Here is a 12,378-nt window from a genome sequence, read left to right as displayed (position 1 = left end):
TATGCGAGGGAGGCGATCGACGGCAGTCAGGCGGCGCGTGCGAGCTTCCAGAGGGATTCCGCGAAGCGCCCCAGGCGCTCCTTGGTGTCGCTCCCGATGTCGATGGCCTCGTATAGATCGACGACTCGCTGCTCGGCCCGGTTGAGGTCGAAGTGGAGATGGTTCAGCTTGCCTCTTTGGTCCGGATGGATAGCGAGGCTGCCCATCGAGTCACGGACCGCCATGACAGCGCCGGCGATGACGAAGGCGAGCGCGGGGCGGCCGAGAAGGAGCGGCACGGAGTCCCAGCCGGCCTTGCGCAGAAGGATGGCCTCGGCGCGTGCATCGACGAACTCGAGCCCGACGTTGCGGAGCACCAGGAGCTCCCGGTAGCCCTCGGCGAACAACTCGTCGATTCGCTCGAACAACCGCGTCAGGACGGCCTCGTCCGACTCGGCATCCTGGGGCCGTTCACGCGCGACGAGCCGGTCGTAAGCGGCGAACTCCTCGGGAGTCTCCGGCAATGCACCGTGCGCGGCCTGGCGACTTGCGAGCGCGCGCGCGACGAGTTCTTCGAGCGTGGCACGGTTTCGACGGACAAAGCCATCGAGCGTCGCCAGCGAGAACTGCTGCGACATCTTCGCGCGCCAGCGCGGCAAGACGATCTTGAGGAGCTCGGCGGGCTTCATAGGTCTCTCCTACGAATGCTCTTCGCCAGTGTCGTGCTCGAGGCGGCAGGGGCCGCAGCCGCAGGTCTTGCCGCAGCCGCCGCAGCCGGGTTTCGCCGGCGGGTCGCCGGGCCAGGCGTCGAAGGTGCCGCCGGGCTGGACGAGGCCCTGGGAGAGCCACGTGGCTCGCTGGGCCTTGAGGCTCGCGCCGCCCGCGGCGGACAGCTCGTAGAGGGCGCCGCGCTGACGCGGGAGCTCGGGGCGGTCCTCGACGCGGGCGCAATGGACCGCACCCGCGCCGAGCATCACGCGCCAGCCGTCATGCTGCGCGACGACCTCGTGGGCGTCGGCGAGGTTGTAAACGGCCTGGCTGTCGACGTAGCGTCGGCCGCCGATCTTGTAGATGGATCCTGGCTGATGAGACATGTCAGTCGTCCTCGTCCTCGTCCTCGTCGAGGGCCTTTTCGATCTCGCTGGTGAAGCCGCTCATCAGCTCCTGATCCTGGGCTGCTTCGGACTTGCTCGGGCCCCTCGGTTCGGGCTCCGGGGCGGCCGGCTTCTCCTCGGGCCCTTGCGCGGCCGGCTTCTCCTTGGTCTTTGATACGGCCGGCTTCTCCTTGGCCTTTGGCGCGACCCTCGGGGGCGCCGGGTTCTCCTCGGTCTCTGGCGCGGCCTTCCGCTCTTCGCCTCGCTGTGTGCCCTCGTCGGCCCTCCCCGCCGGCGCAGGGCAAGCGCGCGCGATCAGACCCGCCGTGAGAGGACCGAACTCGGACTCGGGCCAGCCAGCATCGTGGAGCTTCTGCGCGCGCTTCTTCGCTTCAGAGACCTTGCCGAAGCAGGCGATGGGTTTGACCACGATGCCCTTGATCTCGAAGAACAGCGCCCACTGCGTACCCTCGGCAATCAGCGCCTTGAAATGCCCCGCGCCGGACGGGGCGGCGAAGCCGTCGTACTTGTGATCTTTGACCGGCATCCACTCGAGCGACGTGCGTCGGCCACCGCTCGGCGGGCTTGCCGGTTGTGAGACGCGTGGCTTCTTTGCGGCGGCCCTGGCCTTCGGTTTGTCCTCGGCCGCGCGTGCCTCCCCCTCGCGCCGCTTCTCCGCTACCGGCTTCGCCGGGACCGACGTGGAAGCCTCGGTCTTGGTCCTGGCAGCACGCGGTGCATGGTTTGCCGCGCTTTCGGATTTGCTCTGCTTTCCGCGTTCACAAGTGACGCGGCCATCCGAGCTCTGCTGGATGACGACGGTCTCCCCTGATTCGCTCTCCTCGAGCGTCACCTTGACATGCTGAAGTCCCCACTTCACATTCCACCTCCCTATCGTGCATTGGTTCTTCTGCTTCGCGCGACGCCGACCGCGACGGCGATCGTCGTGGCGAGTGCGGCGCCGCCGAGTACCGCGGGGCCGAGCCATCGGGGGCCGCCGCGGTCCCGCTCGGGATCCGGGTCAAAGGGTAGTCCGCCCTGCGGTAGCACAGGCCGATCGGGCGCCGGGGTCTTCGGGTCGAGCGCCTCGGCCCCGGCGGAGCCGCGCAGCCCGAGCTTGGCCGCCCCGCGCTGGATCGCGTTCGTCGGCACGCCGGCGTCCTTGAGAGCGCTCGCGTACTCGGGGTCGACCTCGCGCGCCGTCTCGTACTCGACGAGCATCCGCGACGGGTGCTGAAGCAGGCGCTTGCGCATCTCGATGCAATGGGCCCTCAGCGAAGCGTCGCGGAAGGCGGCGTAGGCCGGCTTGTCGCCGACCGCGTCGGGGCGGACGTAGGCGCAGTCGAGGCTGCGTGAGAGCCGGCGCCGCTGGAGCTGGGCGACCGCCCGAACGGCGGGGAGGACGATCATGTCGTCGGCCCGCTTGTACTTCGAGAGCAACAGCTCGCCGGGCGGCCATGGGACGCAGACCATCCCGGGCCCGCCGGTCTGGGCGTAGATCTGCGGCGCAACGTACTCTTTGGTCTTGGCGTCGCGCGTCCATTTTTGCGGCAGATATCCGCTCTGGGTCCGCGGTTTGTCCTTGAGCACGAGGTCGCTATACATGCAGGTCGTCCGCGACCGCGGGGACGCCAGCGCCCCATTCTGGAAGGTGCCTGGGGTGACAAGGGGAACGGTCGTGCCGTCCGTGGCCTCGGGGCGTAGGACACCGGAGGCGCTGGCGCCGAACCGCCACTCGCCGTGGACCTCGCGCGCGAGGTAGCCGAGGAGCCAGTCTCCGTGGCCCTGGTCCATCACCGAGGTGTAGAGCGCCGTGAACCAGTCGCGCCACAGCTTCTCGAGGGCGACGCAGTCGACTTTGTAGCTATCGGGGCCGCCGGCCGCGACCTGCTGCCAGCACGTGCCGGCGAGTTGCTGAAGCGAGGGGTAAAAGTCGCCCGTCTGCGTGAAGTCGCCGTGGAGATGGATCAGCGTGCCGTCGTTGTAAAAGCGCAGCGCCGAGTGCGGCGGTTGTGGTCGGCCTCGATACTGGAGGATCCCCGCGACGCGAAAGGTGCCGGGCAGGCAGCCGTAGGCGCCGTTCCACGCAACGGACTTGCCCGAGAATGGCGCGAGCACCTGCCCGATCTTGTTACCGTCCTCATCAATGCCGTCCGCGAGACTCCACGCGTGCGCCTCGGTGGGTGGTGAGAACGTCGGCGTCCAGTCGGACCCTCCCGCTTCAACCTTGACAAAATTCTGGACCCACCATTGGTCAATCTTCTCATTGTAACGACGCCAAGGCAGCATATTACGACGTTCGACGAGAACTTGGTCGTCCTCATTAAGGAGCCCCGTGAAGAGAGGGGCCAAGGCGCGACCGATGCCGACCACAATCCCCACGATCCACCCCACCACCGGCACCGCGGTTACGGCGTTGAGGGCTAGATCGAGTGCCACGCCAGCTATGGCGCTGACAAGTTGCTGCGGATCTGTCGTTAGCGGAAATGGTACCTCCGCCAACACGCCGGCAATGGAGTCCTTCTTGGAATCAATCCAGGCAATTTTCGACCAGACGTCGCCAAGAATATCGCCTGCCTGTGTCGCCTTGGACTTCCACAACATCTGCGTGGCCTGATTCCACGCCTGGGCCCCTGCTTGTGTGAGAAGTTCCTGACCAACCGTTCGGCCCTGTCCGGACCCGATAGCCCTCGACAGAAGAGCCTGAAATGCGTTATCAGCGTAGGCATCCGCGCCGGGAAACGGGCTTTGGAAGAGATCAGGAACTCGATCAAAAAGCCGGCTGTTGGGATCGAACTTCATAATTCATCATCCTTAGCTTCACACCAACGCGAAGTACCGATGACCCCACAGACCAGGGAGGCCCCAAGAGTCTCGGGGCAACCAGTGTCGCCATCGCAAGAGATGTGACAAAGCCCAGCCACGCAGACGTGGTTCCATCCTTCGACTGCCTGGCAGTCGATATCTTCAGTGCACTTTTCCTCGCAGTAGCCCACGTAGCACTCCATGCCAGCTACGCAGCCATCGGGCGTATCATCGTTCTCGCCCGGGATGCATGGGTCGCCGAACTCACCAGGCGTGTTGACGGTAGGCTCGTCCTTGCAGCCGACGCTGTCGGCGACAAGGAGAAGGAGGACGGGGACGATCAAGGCGCGAGCGTTCATACGCGCAGGGTAGACCAGCGCGGTTCCGCTCGTCGAGTGGCGTGGACAGCGTTCAGCCGGCACGAGCCACCTCCTCGACGTGTCGTCGCAGGCACGGGTCGCCCGAGCTCTCGGCGATCCGCTGGAGGTTGGACGGCAGCGCCACGAGGGCCCGCAAGGCCGCGCGTCGCACCGCGAAGAAGCAGGCGAAGCGGCGCAGAGAGTAGTTGTAGGCCGGAGCGGTGATGCGACCGCGAGGGCCGGACAGACCGGCGAGGTGCAGGCTGCCCTGATGGACATACAGGAAGCCCGCGCGCCGGTAGAGCTGTCCGGCCACGGCGCGGCCGGGCTGATAGACGGGCAGGCGGGCGATGAGCGGCGCGGTGTGGGCGGTGAAGTGCTCGAAGATCGCCGCGACCTGGCGGGCGTCCTGGCTGAGGTTTCCGCCGGGCTCGAGCAGCCGCGCCATGGCCCGCATCCCAGCGACGGCCGGCATGTTCGCGCTCGAGGCCCAGCGCGCGCCGACGCCAGGCCCGTCGATCCGTGAGCTGTATACCCACGGGAAGGTGCCGAGGTGCAGCACGAGCGGCGTGGTCCAGCCGCACGCGCTCTCCGCCCGCGGCGGCGGGCCGTTCCAGCCGTCTCCGAAGTACCCCGGCGCCGTGTCGGGGTAGAACGCGCGGCGGAGCTGGCCGCCGTCGTCGTAACACGCGCCGGTGGCGAGGGTCGTCGGGTCGACCGCCACACGCCACATCTCGCCCCGCTCCTCGCCGGTGGCGACGAGTTGCGTCAGCACGGCATCCTGGGTGCGAGCGTGGCTGTCAGAAAGACCAGGTCGTTGCCCGCGGAGCCAGCGTGCGAAGGCGTCGATGCCAGCCTGGTTGGTCGCGGTCACGCGGTCGCGGACGACGCGGAGCGGGGCGAGCGTCGCCTCCAGCTCCTGCGAGAACCCGAGCAGCTCGGCGATCGCCTGCCACTCCACCCGGTACCAGGCATGCACGTCCATCGGCGAGCGCAGGTCGAAATCGCCGACGAGGTCGGCGAGCCCGCGGATGTGTTCGCCGTAGCAGCTGAGGTCGGGGGTCATGCGAGATCCTTGGGCAGGGCGCCGGCGAGGCCGGCGAACACAGCGGGCACGCCGGGCCACGCCGAGGCGTCGAGCTTCGGGGGGATCGTCGTCGCGTCGGTCAGATCGATGTCGAGGAAGACTGCGTCGGTGAGGAACCGGGCCCGGACGTCGTGGTATTTGGTTCCACCGCGCCCGCTGCCGAGCAGCGAGGGGTTGGCCCAGCCCACCTTGATGTCGGCGATGTCGTCGACGCGGTAGTTCCTCAGGATCCGCTGCATGTACACGGCAGCGCCGAAGGCGGCCGCGCGTGGCTGAAAGACCAGCTCAGGCGGCGCGTTCAGGAGCGGAGCCTTGCTGCGGACCTCGGGCACGCCGGTCCACAGGAAGTAGGGCGCGAGCGCCCCGAACAGACCACCACTGCCGAACTCTGCGGCATGCTCGCCGTAGCGCAGCGGCGGGTTCTTCGCCTTGTTGTTGTCGTAGGCGAGCCGCGAGCCGTCGCGCTCGTCCTGCTCGTCGGTTGCGTTGCCATTGTGGGCAGTCGTGACGAAGCGAGACTCGCGGTAGGCGATCACCGCGAACACGCGGGCCGAGCCCGGGATCCTTGCGATCTCTTCCATCAGCACGAAGAGCGGCCGGAGGTCGACCGGCGTCTCTCCCCAGTTGGTCGAGAGGTCGCCGTTGACGTCGGCGGCCCTGGGCAGCGGCGCCAGCTCGATGTGCGGTGCTGGGCCGGGCGCAGGCACGGGGCCCGAAGCTGGGCCGGGACCCGGCGCGGGAGTGGGTAGGCTCGCCGCGCTCGCGCGGCGGCTGTGGAGGAGCGCTCCACCGACGCCGGCGACGCCGAGCGCGGTGCCCAGAGTGATCCAGATCCCGCGGTTCACGGCTGCTCCTCCTGTTGCGAGAGCACGTCTTCGAGCTCGCGGCGGCTCCGGCTCTGGGCGAGTGAGTAGAGGACCGCGCCGGTGGCGACCGCGACTGCAACCCCAGCCGCGATCACGGCGGGGTGCTTCCACGTGAGCTCCGACGGCGTTGGGGGCGTTTGTGGCGCCGGCACACTGCTGGGGGGCGGGTTGGGTGAGGTGCCCGCCGCGGGCGCCCCGCTGGTCGCTCCGTCTTCCGTGTCTCTCGGCGCCTGCCCCGAAGTGTTGCCAATCATGCTGACCCACCCCTGCGGGCCGATCGATTTCGTGATCGTCTGCGTGTCCCAGGTATCGAGCGCCCTCTGCAGCGGCTCCCATTCAGCGAACTCGGGCGAGCCCGGCTCGGGGAGCCGATTACCTGGATCGAGATCCGCCGAGTCCGCCTGGCCGCGGATCAGCACGAGCAGCGCCGGGATCAGGGCGGGTCTCGGCACGCCGACGAGGCCCCCAAGGCTGACGCCAGTTCCGCCGCGCGGCGCCATCACCTGGACCGCGGACCAGGGCCACGCGCTCGTCGGCACCCCCTGCACGCGAGCCATGAAGTCGGCACGCGGCGCGTCCATGGCGTCATCATAGGCCGCCCTGATGAGCAGCTTGACGTCTTCCTCGCGCAGTTGTCGCTCGGGCCCCTTGAGGGTGCGCTCGGCCGCAGACAGCTCCACGAGGCGGGCGACGCGATGTCTATCGATGACGGCCATGGTGATGCTCCTTGATGAATGGAGAGGGTCTCGGCGCGGGCGCACACAATCAATCGGCGACCCAGGTCCACTGCTCGCCGTTGTTCATGATGAACCCGCTGCGTTGGATGGCCTGACCGATCACGCCACCGGCGAACGAGTCGCCGGCGGCGGCGAGGAGCGTGGGGATGCCGGGCCCCTTGCGCGTCACCGTGAGAACCGCGTCGAGCGGCACGATCACTCGCGGGGGAAGGGTGATGTTGCCGGCGTTGACGCTGTCGTAGATGACGTGGAGCGTGCCGAGCCATCCCGGGATGGCGCCGTTCGCGGCGAAGCGGACCACGCGGACGCCGGTGTCGCGCGCCTTATTCGCCGCGTCCGACCATTCGTAGAGACGGGAACCGAGCTCGTTGACGCCACCGATACTCTCGACCAGCAGCTCGAGCTTCACGATCCCTTGGGGTGAGGTGACCACACGGATTTCGTCGCTGGGACGAACGAGCGTGAGCCGTAGGTTGTCGGCGCTCGGAGTGTACTGCGCCCGGGTATGCGTCGGCGCACCGGTCCGTACCTCGATCATGGTCTGCGGGTCGAGCGGGTTCACGGTCAGCAGGCAGGCGTGGAGAAGGTAGGGGTCCCCGGCGGGGACCTGCCCCCAGAGGCCAGCAGGCAGAATGCCCGCCGGAGATTCCAGCTCCGCCTCGCTCCAGCCCTCGACCAAACGAAAGATCGGTGCCTGGGTGACGGGAGTCTGGCCGTCGAAGCCGCCGCGGATGATGAGCTTGATCTTGTGCACGGCAGCTCCTACTTCGCAGCGGAGTTTTTACAACCGCTCTGACAATCGTGGCCGGACGCGCACGCGCTGCAGCACTTGACCGCGTTGGCGTGCTCGACGTGGAGGCGGATGTTCTCGATCTGGTTGGCGTTGCCCGTGTGCGAGATCCGGACCCGCAGGCGGTTGTTGCCGCCGATGCAGCAGTGCTCGCCGAGGGCGAGGGGAATCGGGAGCTTGCCATGGCCGATCACGGTGTTGTCCGTGTTGTAGATTTCGCTGCCGTATTGGATCGCGTCGAGCGGCTCGGAATCGACGAACCACTCGATCTTGATCTCGTCGTGGTTGTTGCCGTTGTTGGCGAGTCGGTACCGCAGCATGTAGCAGCCCGTGGCCCAGGGCGGATAGGCTGCCTGCGACAGCATGACGGACGAGCCGGGCGCGAGCGGGATTTTGCCCTCGACAGCCTGGTCGATGTTCGTGCGGCCACCACGGCGGAATCGAGCCACCGTGATCGGGGCATACAGCAGATTGTCGCAGCCGCTCGTCGGCACGCCGAGGCCGCAGGCCGGCGGCTCGGTCTGCCCGGCCGGCAACACGGCCGGGTTGCCCATGCGTGCGAGGTTCTGGGCGATCTCGCGGCCGAGGAATTCCATCTTCTCTTGCGTATCCGTGTCCATCGTGTCTCCTGATTTTTGAAACGAGTGTTCTCGGCTCTCACCCGAATGGGCGAAGGAGCGGTGCTAAATGTCTGGAGGTCCAGGTCAGGTCAAATGTGTTTCAGGCCGAGCAGTTCGGCGAGCCCCTGGGAGGTGCTATTCGTAGCGGTCGAGACGGAGGTAGATGTGGCGGGATCGGACTCGGCGGCGGATGTCGAGCCGCGGGGACGGCCCATCAACGCCATGAACGCCCGATCCACCTCGCTCGTGGTGGAAACGCGCGTCGTCGCGGTCGAGGAGGGTTCGGCCGGAATCGATGCCGCAGCTGGCTCGGCGGCTCGCGTGCTCGGCTCGATCGACCACGAGAGCACGAGGACGTGGCCCTGGTCGGGGCTGACCCCACGGACAGCCTCGAGCGGGACCTCGATCTTGTACTCGAGGCCAGCGTCATCGACGGCATGTACAAGGGCGCGGCCTTCGGGGCTGGTCGAGACGCGGCGTAACCGGGCGAGGACCGAGCCCTTCATGGCGCGACCTCCGTCGTCGGAGCCAGCATGCTGTAGATCACCGCGCCGGTGATGTATGACAGGCCGCCCGCCGCGAGCATGGAGCGACCGGACAGGCTGATCGGCGCAGCCAGGCCGGCGACCGTCGGCAGGGCGCCGAGAGCGGTCACAGGCGGCACGCCGCCCACGGTCGCGTTGCTGACAGCCTTCTGCGACAGGGCTCCGGCGATCGCGCCCAGGGCGGCGCTCGCGGCCACCATCAGGACCTCATGGACGCGACCCTGGCGGATCGCCGTGACCAGCTCGGCGGCCTCGGTGTCGGTCTCGACCATCCGGAGCGCCTGCGCGGTCCCGAGGTCCTGTCCCTTGTAATAGTTGGCGACTGCGACCCTCAGCGTCGTGCCGATCGAGCCCTCGGCCTGGGCGAGCACCTGTCCTGCGGACCATGATGTCTTTTGAGCCATCTTCCTTCCCTCTCCTCCCTATTTTTTCTTGTCGCCGGCGACGGCTCTCACGAGCCCCGCGACGTAGTCGGTGAGCGTCGGACCGCCCTGGTGGAGCGCCTGCGGTCGCATCTCGGACGCGAAGCCGTTCAGGAGCTGGGTGGTCGTGACGCTGCGCCGGAGCAGGTCGACGTCGGCGAGGCTCTTGTGTGTGAGCGCGCGTTGCTGCGCCACCTCGTCCGCGAACCGCCGCTCGTTGTCGAGGCACATCTCGCGGTAGCGGCGGAAGACGTCGTGCAGGTCGTTCATCGACTGGACGTAGCCCTTGCGCAGGTCGTCGAAGAGCTGCGCGAGAACTTCGCCGTAGTCCTTCAACTTGTCCGGCTCGAGCGGCGGCGCAGCGATCCGGTCCGCCGCAGGCGCTGTCCCTTCAGACAGAGCCGCAAGTGCCGCCCGGCGAGCCTCCTCCGGCACGAGCTGGCCGTCGAGGTAGACGGCGGCGTCGGGCAACACGCGGTAGCAGTCGACCAGCGCCCCGACGAGCTGTGCCTCGGCGACATCCTTCTCCGTGACGATATCACCACCCGCTGTGCTGACGACCATGCGCCGCATCGACCTCACCCTCCGCTGGGAACCCAATCAAGCCGATGATCGAACCGCGTGCAACCAGAAATTTTGAGCAATCGAATGTTCAAGTACGAGCATTGCTGGAGACTGCTGGCCGCGAATTGTCCCGATGTTGTCCCGATGTTGGCACGCATGCGGCGGGAAGCTGGTCCCCTAAGGGGCCGCTAATATCCCGCAAATAACGAGTGCTGCAGCGCCCGGAGGGTCGGGAGAGCATCGGGACAGGCACCGTCTGTCCCCTCGTACAAGCAAACAAGTTCGCAAATCTTCGTTGGGTTCCTACCTCATGAGGCACCCGAGCAGCCCACGCCTTGACGCCATGCTATCGTGACAGTGCGAGGGGACGTGAGGGCAGCGGAAGGGGGGTCTGACGACTGGGCGATCGACCAGGCGTTCGCGGAGTACGAGGCGTACTCTGCGGGCGAGCGGCTATCGATCTTGGTCGACGAGACGGCTGCCTCTGTGAACCATCTGGAAACCCAGGTGCAGCGCTTCAGGTTCGCCTGGCCTTCAGGAGGAGAAGTGCATTTCTGCGGGGCGCCGTCCGACGAGGTGCACTGGCACGCCTCGTACGTCGGAGAAGCCGGTCAGTTCGTCACGCCGCTGGTGGTCGGCGAGCTCGCGGATGTGAAGGCGACCTGGGCGCGGATCCGTGACAGCGTCGATCCGCACCAGTTGCCGCCGCCCGTGGTTCGTCTCGGTGACGACCAGCGCCGGTACTTCAAGCCAACGCACGGACGCTTCCTTGTCGGCGTGGCGGAGCAGGAGTCCAACACGATCCTGTTAGTGTCGCTCGGCCGGCAGGTCGCGGTCGTTCTTGTCGAGGGCCAGCGCCGGGTCGTCCTCGATATCAAGGCGCCGCTCGATCTCCGCGAAGTGCTCGTCGATCGCATGCGCAGCTTCCAGCGGGTCAGGACGGCCTCGAGCGGCTCGAAGCCGTCACCCGTGCCCGACCACGTGCGCGTCTCGGCGGCCACGCGGGCTCGCTACCTGCGGATCGTCCACGGCCTGCCGACTGACGTGATGGGCGGACCCTCGATCCCGGACGTGGTCTGGCGCTGCTTCAAGGGCCTCGAGCACCGGGCGATGGCGCTGCGCTCCGAGCCGGTGCGCCGGCGGTTCGAGCAGGGCACCCGGCGCGTCCAGGAGCCATGCAGGCCCAGGAGGCTCAAGGGTAAGAAGTACCTCCCCCGGCTACTGCGCGCTCTGTTTCAGTGCAGCCTCAAGGGCTCCGACGACCTCGTCGGGCTGACGGGCGTGCTCCGCGGCGCGGTCCAGCGACACGACCCGTCGTTCGAGATCACGCTCGAGGCGCTGGCGGACACGCTCAACTTGCTGCGCGCGGCGGGGACTTGCCTCGTCACCCGAGATGAAGGGGAACGGATTTGGCACATCCACCTCGTCGGCCTGAACGATCCGTCGACCGCGCTCCATCGCCGGCTGCTCGAGGAGACGCCGATCCCGTTCCGCTTCCCCGCGTCGGCCACCGGCGAGGTTTTGGCGGAAAACGCCGAGGCGACGCCACCGGCACACTCGAAGACGCCGAGCTCGCCATGGGTAGGCGGGACGTCCGCCGGCAGTCCGCACCAAGATCAGGACGCGGGTGTTGTCGAGGCCTTGGGGACACTCGAGCAGGTAAGCGCTGCTCATCACAAGGCCTCGGCGGAAGCCTTGACTGCGGTGGCCGCAGAGAACGCCGCTTCCCTGTCTGAAGGTGATGCCGCAACCGTCGCCCAGCTGGCTTCGTCGCCGCTGGCTCCCCTGTTGGCGCTGGCCGCCATCCTGAGGGCCTGGGAGGCCGCGCCCGCTAGCGACCGTGCCCAAGTCATCGCGGTTCGCAAGCGGCTGGGGACTGTTCTCCGCGAGCTCGTCCATCTTCACCCTCAAAGTGTTTCTCAGCCGCTCGAACCTGCCGCAGAGCGGGCGCGCGAGGAGCGGATCGGAAGGCCCGCTGAACCTGAGCGAGTCGACGTCACCGCGGGGGCGGCCAGCGCCCCGGTCGTCCGTGACGAGGGCGATCGTCCTCCCGCAGACGGGCCAGGTGAGGTGGATGCGAGTGTCGGCGCTGCCCCAGCGATCGGGCTGACCGGAGCTCTCGACTTGCGCGAGCCGGTCATGGTGTCTCTGCTCGAGTTGCACGAGTCGACCGACTTCGCCGAGGCGGAGGACCGGCGGCGACTCCGGGTGCAGTTCCGGGGCGGCGAGCCGCCTGCCAACCTTGAGGCCGCCGGCTTCCTCACGGGGCCGCGATGGTTCTGGCCCACTCGCCCGAGCCTGGACTGGTTCCAGATCCCGGCAGGCGCGGGGCATGACGGCGACGACCGCAGCGAGCACGACTGGGCCCACGGCAACTTCGACTTGTGCTTGGCACCGGCGACGCCGTCCGGCCCCTGGGTCCTCGGCTCGCTGGGCGCGCGGGGCCCTCCTGGTTCGTGGCGCTGAGTGCCCAGCCGTGCGACCATGTCGGGCTCGTCACGTCGCCGGGC

At 67.8% G+C, this 12,378-nt stretch carries 13 protein-coding genes; 1 reads left to right on the top strand and 12 read right to left on the bottom strand.

Annotated features, from left to right (window positions below; all coding sequences use genetic code 11):
- Window positions 1-26: 26 nt before the first annotated feature.
- The 12 genes from POL25_RS28580 to POL25_RS28525 form a co-directional block, all read right to left on the bottom strand.
- Complete coding sequence (locus POL25_RS28580) at window positions 27-668, bottom strand: hypothetical protein (protein WP_272089402.1); 642 nt, start codon at window positions 666-668, stop codon at window positions 27-29.
- A 9-nt stretch (window positions 669-677) separates the two neighbouring features.
- Complete coding sequence (locus POL25_RS28575; protein WP_272089401.1) at window positions 678-1,073, bottom strand: hypothetical protein; 396 nt, start codon at window positions 1,071-1,073, stop codon at window positions 678-680.
- A gap of 1 nt (window position 1,074) precedes the next feature.
- Window positions 1,075-1,953 carry a hypothetical protein gene (locus POL25_RS28570; protein WP_272089400.1) on the bottom strand — a complete coding sequence of 293 codons (879 nt, stop codon included), beginning with the start codon at window positions 1,951-1,953 and terminating at the stop codon, window positions 1,075-1,077.
- 11 nt (window positions 1,954-1,964) lie between these two features.
- On the bottom strand, window positions 1,965-3,875 hold the full coding sequence (locus POL25_RS28565) for a hypothetical protein (RefSeq protein WP_272089399.1): 1,911 nt from the start codon (window positions 3,873-3,875) through the stop codon (window positions 1,965-1,967).
- Window positions 3,876-4,289: 414 nt separating this feature from the next.
- A complete protein-coding gene (locus POL25_RS28560; RefSeq protein WP_272089398.1) occupies window positions 4,290-5,303 on the bottom strand; it encodes a hypothetical protein in 1,014 nt (337 codons plus the stop codon).
- Window positions 5,300-6,169, bottom strand: a complete 870-nt coding sequence (locus POL25_RS28555) for a hypothetical protein (protein ID WP_272089397.1) — start codon at window positions 6,167-6,169, stop codon at window positions 5,300-5,302. Before POL25_RS28555 ends, POL25_RS28560 begins: the two co-directional genes overlap by 4 nt.
- Window positions 6,166-6,906 (bottom strand): hypothetical protein, encoded by a 741-nt coding sequence (locus tag POL25_RS28550; protein WP_272089396.1) that lies wholly within the window; start codon window positions 6,904-6,906, stop codon window positions 6,166-6,168. Before POL25_RS28550 ends, POL25_RS28555 begins: the two co-directional genes overlap by 4 nt.
- Window positions 6,907-6,955: 49 nt before the next feature.
- Window positions 6,956-7,681 carry a hypothetical protein gene (locus tag POL25_RS28545; RefSeq protein ID WP_272089395.1) on the bottom strand — a complete coding sequence of 242 codons (726 nt, stop codon included), beginning with the start codon at window positions 7,679-7,681 and terminating at the stop codon, window positions 6,956-6,958.
- Window positions 7,682-7,689: 8 nt separating this feature from the next.
- Window positions 7,690-8,337: a hypothetical protein gene (locus POL25_RS28540; protein WP_272089394.1), complete on the bottom strand. Its 648-nt coding sequence runs from the start codon at window positions 8,335-8,337 to the stop codon at window positions 7,690-7,692.
- 89 nt (window positions 8,338-8,426) lie between these two features.
- The gene (locus POL25_RS28535; RefSeq protein WP_272089393.1) at window positions 8,427-8,843 is read right to left on the bottom strand and encodes a hypothetical protein; all 417 of its coding nucleotides are present in this window, start codon (window positions 8,841-8,843) and stop codon (window positions 8,427-8,429) included.
- Window positions 8,840-9,286 (bottom strand): hypothetical protein, encoded by a 447-nt coding sequence (locus tag POL25_RS28530; RefSeq protein ID WP_272089392.1) that lies wholly within the window; start codon window positions 9,284-9,286, stop codon window positions 8,840-8,842. The genes POL25_RS28535 and POL25_RS28530 overlap by 4 nt, the downstream gene beginning before the upstream one ends.
- Window positions 9,287-9,304: 18 nt before the next feature.
- Window positions 9,305-9,868 carry a hypothetical protein gene (locus POL25_RS28525; RefSeq protein WP_272089391.1) on the bottom strand — a complete coding sequence of 188 codons (564 nt, stop codon included), beginning with the start codon at window positions 9,866-9,868 and terminating at the stop codon, window positions 9,305-9,307.
- Between the two features lie 369 nt (window positions 9,869-10,237).
- On the opposite strand from POL25_RS28525, the gene POL25_RS28520 reads away from it, so the two are divergent.
- Window positions 10,238-12,334, top strand: coding sequence for a hypothetical protein (locus POL25_RS28520; RefSeq protein WP_272089390.1), 2,097 nt, complete (start codon window positions 10,238-10,240; stop codon window positions 12,332-12,334).
- Window positions 12,335-12,378: the final 44 nt, after the last annotated feature.

The sequence above is a fragment of the Nannocystis bainbridge genome (assembly GCF_028368995.1).
Classification (GTDB): Bacteria; Myxococcota_A; Polyangia; order Nannocystales; family Nannocystaceae; genus Nannocystis; species Nannocystis bainbridge.
The sequence above is the reverse complement of the archived record's forward strand: the minus strand, read 5'-3'. Positions and strand labels throughout refer to the sequence as shown.

Excerpts from the sequence above, each read along its gene's own strand:
- POL25_RS28580 (WP_272089402.1), bottom strand. The coding sequence starts at position 668 with ATGAAGCCCGCCGAGCTCCTCAAGATCGTCTTGCCGCGCTGGCGCGCG.
- POL25_RS28575 (WP_272089401.1), bottom strand. The coding sequence starts at position 1,073 with ATGTCTCATCAGCCAGGATCCATCTACAAGATCGGCGGCCGACGCTAC.
- POL25_RS28565 (WP_272089399.1), bottom strand. The coding sequence starts at position 3,875 with ATGAAGTTCGATCCCAACAGCCGGCTTTTTGATCGAGTTCCTGATCTC.
- POL25_RS28560 (WP_272089398.1), bottom strand. The coding sequence starts at position 5,303 with ATGACCCCCGACCTCAGCTGCTACGGCGAACACATCCGCGGGCTCGCC.
- POL25_RS28550 (WP_272089396.1), bottom strand. The coding sequence starts at position 6,906 with ATGGCCGTCATCGATAGACATCGCGTCGCCCGCCTCGTGGAGCTGTCT.
- POL25_RS28540 (WP_272089394.1), bottom strand. The coding sequence starts at position 8,337 with ATGGACACGGATACGCAAGAGAAGATGGAATTCCTCGGCCGCGAGATC.
- POL25_RS28535 (WP_272089393.1), bottom strand. The coding sequence starts at position 8,843 with ATGAAGGGCTCGGTCCTCGCCCGGTTACGCCGCGTCTCGACCAGCCCC.
- POL25_RS28530 (WP_272089392.1), bottom strand. The coding sequence starts at position 9,286 with ATGGCTCAAAAGACATCATGGTCCGCAGGACAGGTGCTCGCCCAGGCC.
- POL25_RS28525 (WP_272089391.1), bottom strand. The coding sequence starts at position 9,868 with ATGGTCGTCAGCACAGCGGGTGGTGATATCGTCACGGAGAAGGATGTC.